At 43.7% G+C, this 12220-nt stretch carries 14 protein-coding genes; 6 read left to right on the forward strand and 8 right to left on the reverse strand.

Annotated elements, in window-relative coordinates; genetic code table 11:
* Window positions 1-6: 6 nt before the first annotated feature.
* Together AAAA78_RS01185 and AAAA78_RS01190 are read right to left on the reverse strand one after the other, a co-directional pair.
* The gene (locus AAAA78_RS01185; RefSeq protein ID WP_340589910.1) at window positions 7-711 is read right to left on the reverse strand and encodes a hydrolase; all 705 of its coding nucleotides are present in this window, start codon (window positions 709-711) and stop codon (window positions 7-9) included.
* A 133-nt stretch (window positions 712-844) separates the two neighbouring features.
* Window positions 845-1600: a substrate-binding periplasmic protein gene (locus AAAA78_RS01190; protein WP_340589911.1), complete on the reverse strand. Its 756-nt coding sequence runs from the start codon at window positions 1598-1600 to the stop codon at window positions 845-847.
* A gap of 54 nt (window positions 1601-1654) precedes the next feature.
* On the opposite strand from AAAA78_RS01190, the gene AAAA78_RS01195 reads away from it, so the two are divergent.
* Genes AAAA78_RS01195 through AAAA78_RS01210 form a run of 4 tightly spaced genes read left to right on the forward strand, consistent with a single transcriptional unit; the run spans window position 1655 to window position 5554 of the window.
* Entirely contained in the window at window positions 1655-1927 is a 273-nt protein-coding gene (locus AAAA78_RS01195; RefSeq protein ID WP_340589912.1) for a peptidylprolyl isomerase, read from the forward strand.
* 6 nt (window positions 1928-1933) lie between these two features.
* Complete coding sequence (locus AAAA78_RS01200) at window positions 1934-3244, forward strand: Na+/H+ antiporter NhaC family protein (RefSeq protein WP_340589913.1); 1311 nt, start codon at window positions 1934-1936, stop codon at window positions 3242-3244.
* A gap of 59 nt (window positions 3245-3303) precedes the next feature.
* Complete coding sequence (locus AAAA78_RS01205; protein ID WP_340589914.1) at window positions 3304-4119, forward strand: transporter; 816 nt, start codon at window positions 3304-3306, stop codon at window positions 4117-4119.
* A gap of 13 nt (window positions 4120-4132) precedes the next feature.
* Complete coding sequence (locus AAAA78_RS01210; protein ID WP_340589915.1) at window positions 4133-5554, forward strand: HAMP domain-containing methyl-accepting chemotaxis protein; 1422 nt, start codon at window positions 4133-4135, stop codon at window positions 5552-5554.
* Here the strand turns inward: AAAA78_RS01210 and AAAA78_RS01215 are convergent.
* Complete coding sequence (locus tag AAAA78_RS01215; protein WP_340589916.1) at window positions 5545-6528, reverse strand: hypothetical protein; 984 nt, start codon at window positions 6526-6528, stop codon at window positions 5545-5547. The two genes, AAAA78_RS01210 and AAAA78_RS01215, sit on opposite strands and share 10 nt — an antisense overlap.
* A gap of 9 nt (window positions 6529-6537) precedes the next feature.
* On the reverse strand, window positions 6538-7188 hold the full coding sequence (locus AAAA78_RS01220) for a chalcone isomerase family protein (protein WP_340589917.1): 651 nt from the start codon (window positions 7186-7188) through the stop codon (window positions 6538-6540).
* Window positions 7189-7438: 250 nt separating this feature from the next.
* Here AAAA78_RS01220 and AAAA78_RS01225 point away from each other — a divergent pair, with 250 nt between their 5' ends.
* Window positions 7439-8695 (forward strand): hypothetical protein, encoded by a 1257-nt coding sequence (locus tag AAAA78_RS01225; RefSeq protein WP_340589918.1) that lies wholly within the window; start codon window positions 7439-7441, stop codon window positions 8693-8695.
* On the opposite strand, the gene AAAA78_RS01230 is transcribed toward AAAA78_RS01225, so the two are convergent.
* The gene (locus AAAA78_RS01230) at window positions 8676-9563 is read right to left on the reverse strand and encodes a DMT family transporter (protein WP_340589919.1); all 888 of its coding nucleotides are present in this window, start codon (window positions 9561-9563) and stop codon (window positions 8676-8678) included. The genes AAAA78_RS01225 and AAAA78_RS01230 overlap by 20 nt on opposite strands.
* A 175-nt stretch (window positions 9564-9738) precedes the next feature.
* Between AAAA78_RS01230 and AAAA78_RS01235 the strand changes: the two genes are divergently transcribed.
* Entirely contained in the window at window positions 9739-9912 is a 174-nt protein-coding gene (locus tag AAAA78_RS01235) for a DUF1328 domain-containing protein (RefSeq protein WP_295898820.1), read from the forward strand.
* Between the two features lie 47 nt (window positions 9913-9959).
* Here AAAA78_RS01235 and AAAA78_RS01240 read toward each other — a convergent pair whose 3' ends face one another.
* Genes AAAA78_RS01240 through AAAA78_RS01250 form a run of 3 tightly spaced genes read right to left on the reverse strand, consistent with a single transcriptional unit; the run spans window position 9960 to window position 12180 of the window.
* Window positions 9960-10361, reverse strand: coding sequence for a glycine cleavage system protein H (locus AAAA78_RS01240; protein ID WP_340589920.1), 402 nt, complete (start codon window positions 10359-10361; stop codon window positions 9960-9962).
* 24 nt (window positions 10362-10385) lie between these two features.
* Window positions 10386-11801: a type I glutamate--ammonia ligase gene (gene glnA, locus AAAA78_RS01245; RefSeq protein ID WP_445291986.1), complete on the reverse strand. Its 1416-nt coding sequence runs from the start codon at window positions 11799-11801 to the stop codon at window positions 10386-10388.
* A 40-nt stretch (window positions 11802-11841) separates the two neighbouring features.
* Entirely contained in the window at window positions 11842-12180 is a 339-nt protein-coding gene (locus tag AAAA78_RS01250; RefSeq protein ID WP_295898810.1) for a P-II family nitrogen regulator, read from the reverse strand.
* Window positions 12181-12220: the final 40 nt, after the last annotated feature.

Here is a 12220-nt window from a genome sequence, read left to right on the forward strand (position 1 = left end):
CCTTTTTTAATGCGGCGGTTGGGTGCCGTGAACCTGCATCGCTGAAGCACCTTTATAGTTGTGATACTCCTCGATTTCTTGAGAGACCGTTGTGAACCAACCCCAACCGTGACCTTGTTCTTTGACGGCGTCCATAAAACCAGTGACAGTTTCATGGCGGGCCCAATCGCGTTGCAGTTCGCAGGCGATAGAGTTCCAGCCCACCGGTTGCGCTCCCGCGTGAATCATGCGTTGAAGAGCCGCTCGATGCCCCTCGGCGGAATTTGCACCGACGCAATCAACGACCGGAAATACTTCGTAGCCTTCTTTGATTGCATCCATTGTTGGAAATAACAAACAAGCGTCCGTCCAAAGAGCGGCGATAATAAGTTTCTTACGTTTGGTGGCTTTGATCGCCTGATAAAATTCTTCATCTTCCCAAGCGTTGATTGAAGTTCTGTCTATCGAGGGAACTCCAGCAAGCAGTTCTTTAAGTTGTGGAATGGTGTCAGGATTTCTGCCATTTGTTGTGTTTACAGTGCTTAAAACAATCGGAACATCAAATGCCTTTGCTGTTTTAATTAAGGCGCGCATGTTGCCGATTAGTGTCTGGCGATCCATCGAAACTGTTGTGATAATTTGTGGTGGTTGGTAATCGATGATGACGAGGACTGCATTTTTCGGTGTGAGCAAATGATCTTTGACCTGATCGCGAACGGGGGTGCTTTTCATAGAGAATCTCCTTAAAAAAGTATTGTTAAAGCAGACTCTTAAACTCTTAGTGAGGCAATTTTCTCACGGCGTGAATGCTAAAATTCACAAGAAGTTTCTATCGAATTGAATGTGCTTTAACAGGTCGGACTCCTTAAGGGCGTTTGTTGGTAATGCCTTTTCTTTTTAAGATATCATCCCACGATCCATCTTTTACGATGTCGTCGATCAGCTTATTTAAGTCTGCGACTTTGATTGTCGATTGTCCGTTTGAAACAAGAAGACCTAGCCGATAAATCTGGTCGAAATTTTTTGAGATGAGCAAAAACTTTTGATCTTGTGGATTTTCTTTCAAATAAATATCCAAGTACTCCTTAGAGACGATAGCGATGTCCGTACGCTTGTTCAGTACGGCGCGAATGTTTCCTTCCTGAGTATTGGTAAGCTCTAAATTGAATTCTTTCAGAGCTTTGGGGCCGGTGGACAGACCCAAAAATCCATAGTGATAGCCGCGCATGCCTCGAATCTTTTTACTTTTTAGATCTTTAAAATAAGCTTGGGTGCGGGAGGGCTCATTCAGAGCGATGAAGACCTCTCCACCTTCTTGAAATATTTTTGTTGAGGTCACAAGATCAGGATTCCAACCCCACGATTTGCATTCAAAGGCGATGATTTGGTATCGCCCTTCTTTCATATCGTGGTATCTTCTTGAAGGTGAAGTGGGAACAAATCGAAATTCAAACCTTGATTGTTTTTGATTTAAAAGCTGAATCAAATCCAAAGTCAGACCTTGAAAGCCGTTGTTCTTGCTGATGACATAGGGAGGGAATTCATACCCGCCGATGTCGACAGGAGTGGGCTTGGCGAAGGCCATGCTGGAAAGAAAAAGAAAAATTAAAGAAAATTTCACATTCCGACCTTACGGGAGTGCAAAGCGCTGGGTCAAATTAAATACGGAGGAAACGTGAAAATCAGAGCCAGTCATATATTGGTGCAGCATCAATATGAAGCCGATGATCTTTTACGAGCCTTAAAGAGTGGTAAAAGCTTTGAAGAATTAGCACGTAAACACTCTCGCTGTCCCTCCTCCTCCGTGGGAGGAGATCTGGGAACATTCTCTGAAGGTCGCATGGATGAGACATTTGAAGAGGCTGCGTTCTCTTTGAAGGTCGGTGAAACGACCGCAAAACCTGTACGTACGAAGTTTGGTTATCATCTTATAAAGAGAACGGAGTAATTCTAAGTGAGAGCCTTTCTTCCTCTTTTAACGTTCATCGCTTTTTTTCTTGGCAGCGGAATCTATTATCACTTGCAAGGAGCAGAGTTTGCTTTTTACAAACTGCCCTCTCCTGTCGCAACACTTCCAGCGATCATATTAGCTTTTCTTTTAATGAAGGGAACCTTTGATAAAAAGGTGAACACGTTCATGGAAGGACTTGCTGATCACAATATTCTTACGATGTGTCTAATCTATCTTTTGGCGGGTGCATTTGGAAGTGTTGTAAAAGCAATTGGTGGCGTCGATGCGGTGATTTTCTGGGGAATGAAAATCATGCCGGAAAATTTCTTGTTACCAGGATTCTTTTTATTAGCTGCTTTGATCTCGACATCTATTGGTACATCCATGGGAACGATTTCAGCGTTGGGGCCGATTGCCTTAGGGCTCGCTGAAACGGGTGGTTTGGAGAAAGCTCTTGTATTCGGCGCTTTAATTGGCGGTGCCATGTTTGGCGATAATCTTTCTTTTATTTCTGACACGACAATTGCGGCAACACGGTCGCAAGGTTGTTCGATGAAGGATAAATTCCGCGTGAACTTTCGTTTAAGTTTACCAGCGGCATTGCTAACGGCGGTGATTCTCTTTTTGTTGTTCGCTCCGGGCCACGCGGTTTCCGTGAAGGAAATGGAAATTTTTAAGGCTCTGCCTTATGCCGTGGTTTTGATATTGGCCTTGTTAGGAGTAAATGTCTTTTTGGTCCTAGTTCTGGGAATTCTTCTTGCCGGAGGTTTGGGACTTTTTGCGACGGAAGGGTATTCTCTTTTGCAATGGGCCCAGGACATTTATGCAGGCTTTAAGGATATGCAAGAGATCTTTCTTCTTTCCCTTTTTATGGGTGGCCTGGGGCAGATGATGAAAGTCGAAGGCGGTATTGCGATTTTGCGAGGGCTCTTTAAGAAGATGAAGTTTCAAAGCGCGCGTTTAGAAAAACTATGGGCGGAATTTAGCATCGCTCTTTCAGTGAGCATCGCGAATCTGGCCGTCGCCAATAACACCGTAGCTATTCTAATTACTGGCGACTTGGCTAAAGAAATTTCTAAAGCAGAACAGGTGCCCGCGCCACGCAGTGCGAGTCTTTTGGATATTTTTTCTTGCGTGATTCAAGGTTTGATTCCTTATGGTGCTCAGATTTTACTGGCTAGCCAAATGGCGAAACTGTCTCCTTTGGCTCTGGTCGGAGAAGTCCATTACTGTTACATCCTCGGTGGAATGACTTTGGTATCGATGTTCTGGCGAGCTTCACGCACAAAGACCAGTCTAAATTATTCAGCGTAGATTTTCCTCATAATTTTGGAAAGAATGTTCTTTTTCTTATTCAAGAAAAGGGGAAATGAATGCGCGTTTTATTGTATGCAGTCGCTTTGGCGTTGTGGGGTGGATTTACGGTGAAAGCGAATGCTGCCGAGGTTGTAAAGGATAATTCCTTTCTTATTGAGGAAGCATACAACCAGGAACCCGGTGTTGTGCAGTTTATTCAGACTTATCAGTATCTTGATCCCGCACACGAATGGGGATACTCGTTCACAAACGAAATTCCTATCACAGATGAGACTCATCAATTTTCTTACGTCATTCCTGTTTTAAAAAAGAGTGCCGTCGGTGGTGATGGCGACAAAACGCAGCTTGGTGATGTCCTTTTAAATTACCGTTACCAATTGATAAACACAGAGATGATCTCTATGGCTCCGCGTTTTTCAATCATCCTTCCTACAGGAGATTACAAAAAAGGGTTCGGCAATGGCGTGGCAGGCTTCCAGTTTAATCATGCTGTTTCCATCACGCTTAACGATCGCTGGACCAATCATTGGAATGCTGGTTTTACATACACACCAGATGCAAAGAATGAATTGGGAGAAACGGCTTCCCTTTTTGGTTTTAACTTTGGAACAAGTGTTGTCTACAATGTCACACCAAAGACAAATCTTCTCTGCGAATTCGTAATGAATAATAACGAGGTCGTTGCCGGACAAGACACTAAGGCGACAGAGGCGACTTATTATGTTGTTCCCGGCATTCGTACGGCTTTTCAAGCCGGGCAAGAGACGGAGATTGTTCCCGGAATCGGCGCACTTCTTGGTGTAGGTCCTTCCGCTGCTGAACACGAACGCGGTGTCTTTTTATATCTTTCAGTAGAGTCGAAACTTTGGTAACAGGGTCGGGTGAATGAGTCTTTCTATTAAAAAACAACTGCTGCTTTTATGCGGAGGATTTTTACTTGTCTTAATTGGCATTGGAAGTCTTTCTTTTATTAATTCCACGCGGTTGATGACACAATTTGATAACGTCGCCAACGTGCAACTGCCAGCTGTTCGCAATATGACTCTCGCAGATATGATGCACGATGGACTTCGTTCTGTGGTTTTAGCTTCCTTGCTTTCAGCGGAAAGTGGTGAAGCGTCTGAGCTAAAAAACATTCAAAAAGAATCTGAAGAAAAATCAGAGGAATTTAAAAAGTATCTTTCAGCTTTAGAAGCATTGCCATTAAATGCCGAAACTAAAAAAGCGATTCTAGAAACCAAACCTCAGATGGAACAATATATCGAGCACACAAGAAAAATTGTGAATCTGGCGGCGGCTCAGGGCTATAAAACCGCCTTAGCAGAACTTCCGAAGTTCAACGATACTTTCAAGGTGCTTGAAGGAAAAATGGAAAATCTGGGAGAGTTGATTGAGAAAGACGCAGAAGTCGCACACGAATCTGGTGGAGCTTTCCGTGCTATCAACTTGATTATTACTATAGTAGGCGGTCTTTTCTGTTTGCTCGGTGGAGCATGGATCACCTCAAGTTTGATAGGCCGCATGTCGGTTTTTTCAAATCGCATTGAAAAGACGGGCCATTCTTTAGATGAGACCAGTCACCATCTTAATAAAGCCAGCCAAAATCTCGCAAGCGGAGCGACGGAGTCGGCGGCATCTTTGCAAGAAACGGTGGCTTCCTTGGAAGAACTTTCCAGCATGGTGAAACTTAATTCGGAAAATGCTAAAAACGCTTCCACATTATCTTCGGAAAGTTTTGAAGCCTCTAAGGCGGGTGCTGAATCTGTGCAAAAGTTGATTCAAAGCATGGATGCTTTAAAAAGCTCGGCGACAAAAATCGAAGAGGTGATTCAGGTCATTGACGATATCGCCTTTCAGACAAATCTTCTTGCTTTAAATGCATCAGTGGAAGCGGCTCGTGCCGGTGAGCAGGGAAAAGGCTTTGCTGTTGTTGCCGATGCCGTTCGCAGCCTTGCCCAACGAAGTGCTGATTCTGCAAAAGATATTTCTAAAATGATTCAAGAAAGCGTTTCGAGAATTCACGAAGGTGGCGAAGTCGCTCATCAAAGTGGCGCACTTCTTGGTAAATTTCTTTCTTCCGCACAAAAAGTTTTGGAAATTAACAACGAAATCGCAGGAGCCAGCCAAGAGCAAGCTCGTGGGTTGGGCCTTATCAGTGAAGCCATGAATAAATTGGATCAAGCATCGCAGCAGAATGCGCAAGTTGCTCAAGAGGTCGCTCAAACCAGCGATCAGATGTCAGAGCTTTCTCAAGGTATGCAAGGGCTTGTGACCGAACTCAAAGCCATGGTGGGCCGTCAAGGTTGACGGCCTTTCCAGTATTGAAGATTTTGTTCAATCAACTGCAAGTCGTATTGTAGACGCTTTTTTTCTTCATTTAAAAGTCGTTGGTCATCGTTGGTGTCAGTTCCGACGCTTCGCTCATCCATCCGCATTTGCGACTGGGCTTTTTCATAAATTGATGTCCATAAATTAAAGGCCACATCTTGATTGAGCTTTTCCTGGGGCTGCTGGTCTTCAGGAAGCTGTCTTCCTTCAAAATCAATTAGACCGTGAGATTTAAATTGAATCTTATCGGCAAAACGCAAGCGGGCGATACTGTCGACTTTTTTAATGTACTTCATCGCTTCTTCAAGTTTGCCTATGTTGTCGATGGACGTGGATAAAATAGATTCTTTTAAAAGAACGTCACGGATGAACATCGTTCTTAACATTAAAAAGGAATACGCCGTTTCCTCAAAGCGACGACCACCCTCAAGTTTTTCACCGATAATATTTCGTTGAATAATTTCCTGAACGACTTCTTGCGGAGCAAAACCTGCGATCACTTGTAAGGCCGTCAGTTTGGCAAGTTTTTGGGTATTGATTCGCTGAATTTGTTTTTTTGTATAAGGAACTTCTTCTCCGGTGGCCTCATCGATGTCTTTATTAGGCAAAGCTTCATCGACTTCTTTAAGCCATAGATAAGTTAAATCAATCAGCTCCTCTGCAGAGGCGGCTTCAGCAAATTTTTTTCCATAGGGCATCAGCTTAAAGGGCACAGGAGCCAAAGTATCCTGATTTTCTGCCTTAATAAGATTTTCTAACGGAATTAAAAGAGATTGATCGTGAACCCCTTTGTTTGTTGTCTTCATTTCATCCAACATTTTTCTCATGTTGGCATTGGTTTCGTCCATTTTGCCTGGAACTTTTTTAGTGCCATCCAAAGCCTCCTGCAAATCGCAGGCGGCTAAGGAAAGTAATAAAATACCAGCTAAGGATACTTTAATTAAAGAATTCACAGCGTCTCCTTAAGGAGTTAAAAGGTCGTTTTTCAAAGAGGCGACACCGTCATCCGCAGGAATACCCAACCAGATTGAAAAAATCTTTTGGGTCATACCGCGTTCACCGACAAGCACTGTTTGTTTTCCAGCGGTGTCTTCATAAATCAAAGTTTCTGAACCATCGGAGTGTTTCTTCACTAGAATAGTGAGATGACCACCAGAAGCCGCGTCGCCACCTTTGCTGACAGCGCCTAGGAATGTTTTAATAGATGGAGTTGTCGTATCCACTTTGTTGGCGCTAAGTGCATCGCGGAAAGACGTTTGCACTTTGTCTGCTTCGACGGTTCTTAAGAACGTCATGCGAATGGCGACAACGTCACTGTCATCCAATGATTTTAAAGCTTCGCTGCCTTTTTTAACAAAGCGTTGAGGGCTGCTCACCAAAAGCTCGGCAACATAAACTTTGACCTTAGAAAAAAGAACTTTCTTCCAGCGCAGACCAGCACCGACGGTGCCAAGTTGAGTTTCTGTTTTTTCAATAGTGGCTACGGCTGATTTGGAGATATTCACTCCTTCAATGCTGCGCGGGCCCTTTTCCATTTTTAAAACAGAAGCGTGAGCGGAAGAAACTGAGAGAGCCAAAACGGGTGCAACGATAAAACGTGCAAGTGCTTTCATATGAACTCCTTTTATGAGTGATACTTGATACGGCAAAGGTGTTCGTTCGTCGCTTTATAAGGTGGCAATCAATATTTCAAAAAAGCAAAGCAGACGGAATGCGACTGGCCTAAACAAACAGTGAGGCCACGATTTTTATAAATTAGTTTTTCATTCGAGAAAAAAGTCCTGAAAACGATTTGGACATTCTTAAAAACATTCAATTTCTAATGTGAGCCGACCGAAGACCCTTTTGAAAGAGAGGTCGTCCATGGTCGGAACCACAAACGTAACAAGAATGATTTTGTTTCTTTCACTGACGGGATTGATGGCTTGTGCCCGCTCAAACGACTGGCCAAGCCTTGATGAGTCGGGAGATGAAACAGCTTCGGTTGTAGAACCCACTCCAGGGGTCACGACTCCCTCACCTGAAAAAACTCCCGGAGCGCCGACGACGCAAAAGCTATTGCTAGGTCAAGCTATGACCGTTCGTTATGAAAAAGCAGGGATTTTAGAGTCAAAGATCGAACTTCCTGAAGGAACACAAATCGAAGTTCCTTCCAATTACGAAATTAAACATTTGGACTTTCGTAATTCCAGCGGCGCTGTGGAAAGATCCAGTACGGGCTTCTTATATCCTGTAAAAATTATTTCGGTGGCTTCGCAATATCAGTCTTCATTTCCACAAAGTAAGATTGAAAGTCTTAATCAAACTCAAGGTGGACTTTTTATTTTTGCCTCTATTGTGGGGAATCTTGAGGGAACTGAGGGAAATTTTGCCGTTGTAAGTGCAGCAGTACCCGGTGCAGGTTTTTTGAAATACTACAATCCGACGGGAAAGCCGAAGTTTAAGTATACAACCTCAGTGACAAAGCGTTTCGGTCCTCGTTTGAATAAAGGTGTCGATGCAAATTCTTTATCACTCCCTGAAAAAGAAAAATGGCAAAGCATTTACAATGAATTAAAAAAAGCCGTGAATCGCACAGTGGAAACTCCGAAATCTTATTTGATGACGGATAAAACCAAAGCCACACAAGCCTCTATCGATTTTGAGAAAAAAGGAACGATCTCAACAGTGGGAGCGTGGACCATCGCGACTCAAGGCACGGCAGTTCGTCATGGTTTTTCCAATGTGCCTTGTGCGGAATTTCAGTCAGAACTTTTGCGACAGGCGTACCAACGCGCGGGTTATCGTGTGACAGATGATTTTAACAATACGAAGGGCAATCCGCTTATTTGGAGCAACAGTGCTGCCGTTGTGAATTTCTCAATGGCTCTTTACAAAGCAGGTTGGGTTGCGTGGGATTCCACTTTGTATCGTCCTCTTGTCGGCGCGTTTTTGATGAATGGATCAGGCTTAACGCCGGGACATACTTATACGTCAGCAAGTGACGACGGCATGATCATCGTAGACAACGGCGCTCCACAAGGACGTGATCTTAGAAAAACAACAGAAAAAACGATTTCCATCATGTATCAAACGGGAGTGTTTTTCCTTCCTCCGGGGATCAACCCGCCCGTTTGGTAAGAGTCAGCACATTACCAAGTAAACACAGCAGGACGCCCACAAGAATGTAGGGCGTCCATTTGAAATTCTCAAAGAAGCTTGAAAGAACAAGTGCAATGACCGGAGAAATCACACTTGTATAAGCCGCTTTTTCTGCGCCAATTTTTCCCGCCAAGGACAGATAAGCGCCAAAAGCGATCACAGATCCGAACAAGGCCAAATATAAAAGTGCTCCTAAGAATTTTCCAGTCAGAGGAATCGCCAGATTATCACCATGAATCAGCGCGATGATAAGTGTGAACAGACTTCCGTAAAGCATTCCAAAAGTATTTGTAACTACAACAGGAATTCGTAACTGATAACTTTTTTGCGCCACCATATTTCCAGTGGAAGCGGACAGCGTCGCAAGGAAGCCGACACAAAGACCCACAATCGTTTGCGAGCTTGGATCAAAATGCAAAATTTCATTCAGGAAGATAAAGACAATTCCAAGGCCACCCAATAAAGAACCCAGGATCACATTTTTTGTGATGGGTTTTTTAAAGAAGATCCGCATGCCAAACATATTGTAGTAAACCAAAGCGGTGAAACTTAAAGCCACAAGGCCTGAGCTGATCATCGTCTCGGCGATATAAGTCAGCATGTAATTGACCGAGAACATGAAAATTCCCTGAGCCGCAAAAAGAAAATGTTCTCTGCGAGAGTATTTGAGGTTTTGTTTTTTAAAAAAGCAAAAGGCGAAAAGAATTCCCGCAGCGAGTAGAAATCTCCAGAACACCGAAGTCACAGGCGATGCGGAATCAATTTGAAAAGTGATCACCAACCATGTCGAACCCCAGATCAATGTGCAGATAGAATAGAGAATTAGATTTTCAAATCGGGATGTCATTCTGAAGTCCTGTAAATATCTTGTTTGTAACAGAGGACAATATGAGGGTCACTGTCTAACTGTGAAAGCACAGAATATTCATTGAATCTTATCAAAGAGATCAAAGAATCATGCGCTTTTTAGAAGAGCATTGGATAATAATCGTGAACCTTCATTGCAAGAAAGGGGGCCCACCATGTTAAGAGCAGCTATAGTCTTTTTTATTATAGCTATCGTCGCCTTTATCTTTGGAGCCACAGGAATTGCAGGGATGTCGATGGAAATCGGCCGATTGCTCTTGTTGGTATTCTTAGCTTTGGCGGTGGTCAGCTTTCTCATCAATCTTATGGGGCGAAAGGGGCAGCGGTGACCAGGCCCAGAAAACAAAAAGCCCCGGATGTCCGGGGCTTTTTTTAATTAATCTTCATCATCTTCGTAATCGTCTTCATCCTCATCGTCGTCGTCATCATCGTCTTCATCCTCATCGTCGTCGTCCATGTCTTCATCAGCTTCAAGGCGGATGAGCCATCCTTCTTCGTAAGGATCTTCCATAATAATAGACGGATCTTCGACAACTTGGCTGTTCACTTCAATCACAGTTCCAGAAACAGGAGAGTAAATGTCCAATGGACCGTCATCTGTTTCTAAAGTACCGATAACGACGTCAGCATCAATTTTTTCCTGTTCAGCAGGAAGCTCAACAGAACTGATCTCTTCAAAGTCCTCAAGTCCATCTTCGTTGATACCAATAGTGATGATACCATCTTCCTGGCGGACCCAAAGGTATCCCATAAAATTTCTAACGTCGTCTGATGCCATGTCTTATCCTAAGTTGTAAGTTTTTTAACAATCATAATACAAGTGAAACTCGTAGGGAACCGGTCTTTGTTGAACCGGACGAACTTCTTTGTCGATTTTATAGTGAACCCATGTCTCAATCAAATCTTCACTGAAAACGTCGCCTTTTTTCAAGAAGCTGCAGTTTTCGCGAAGGTGATTCAAACTTTCTTCCAAAGTGCCTGGAACAGAAGGAATCGCCGCCGCTTCTTGCGGAGGAAGTCCATAGATGTCCTTATCAAGTGGATCACCTGGGTGAATTTTATTGATAATACCATCAAGACCCGCCATCAAGATCGCCGCTTCCGCCAAATAAATGTTGGCACCAGGATCTGGAGTGCGGAATTCAATACGTTTCGCTTTCGGATTTGGACCCGAGTTTGGAATACGCATCGCCGCCGAACGATTTTTAAAGCTATAAGCCAATTTCGTCGGAGCTTCAAAACCCGGAACCAAACGTTTATAAGAATTTGTCGTTGGATTGATGATACCGCAAAGAGCCGGAGCGTGTTTCAAAACTCCACCGATATAATAAAGAGCCATCTCAGAAAGACCAGCATATTTATTTCCCGCGAAAAGATTTTTTCCTTCTTTCCACAAAGACATATGGATGTGCATTCCAGAGCCGTTGTCACCGAAAAGTGGTTTCGGCATGAACGTCGCTGTTTTTCCATAGCGTTTTGCTACGTTTTTCACGATGTATTTGAACCACATCATTTTGTCGCCCATATTTAACGCCGTATCGAAGCGGAAGTTGATCTCGCCTTGACCCGCAGACGCGACTTCATGGTGATGACGTTCAACTTGCATACCGCATCTTTCAAGTTCCAAGCAGATTTCACTGCGCAGATCTTGTTGAGAGTCCGTTGGCAAAGCTGGGAAGTAACCTTCCTTCGAGCGAATTTTATAACCCAAATTTTTTCCGCCCTCGTCGCGTCCTGTGTTCCAGGAAGCTTCATCACTGTCGATCATATAGAAAGCAGAGTTGCTTGTTTGTTCATAACGAACATCATCAAAGATAAAGAACTCAGCTTCAGGCCCGAAGTAAGCTGTGTCTGCAATCCCTGTTGATTGCATGTAAGCGATCGCTTTTTTAACCACTTGACGAGGATCACGATTGTAAGGTTGCAAAGTTTCCGGCAAGCACACGTCGCAGATCACAGAAAGTGTCGGCACTTGCATGAACGGGTCCATCATCGCAGTGGAAGGATCTGGCATGATCACCATGTCTGATTCTTCAATCCCTCTCCATCCGCGAATGGAACTGCCGTCAAATCCGAAACCATTTTCAAAAGTCTCTTCATTGAGCTGATGCAATGGAACTGTTAAGTGTTGCCAAGTTCCGATCATGTCACAGAACTTGAGATCTACCATCTTTGCGCCTTTTTCATTGGCGAACTTCAGTACGTCTTTTCCTGTCATTTGGGTCATGGGGCCTCCGAGCCTTGCTAAAAACTTAAATCTATAAAGCTTGTTCGTCCTTCTCACCGGTGCGGATGCGAAGAGCTGACTCTACAGGAATAACGAAGATTTTTCCGTCACCAATTTTTCCTGTATGAGCTGTTTTGCGAATGGCTTCCACCGCGCTATCTATAAGAGCGTCAGGCAAAACCACTTCAATTTTTATTTTTGGGAGAAAATCGACAACGTATTCCGCACCTTTGTAAACTTCAGTGCGACCTTTTTGTCTTCCGAATCCACGAACTTCTGAGACAGTGATCCCTTCTACGCCGACCTCAGAGAGAGCATCGACCACATCATCGAGCTTGAAGGGTTTGATAATGGCCTCAATTTTTTTCATTTAACTTCTTCGTGCTAAGGAATGTCCTAAAACAACTTTT

Source organism: Bdellovibrio sp. BCCA, from assembly GCF_037996825.1.
Taxonomy (GTDB): domain Bacteria; phylum Bdellovibrionota; class Bdellovibrionia; order Bdellovibrionales; family Bdellovibrionaceae; genus Bdellovibrio.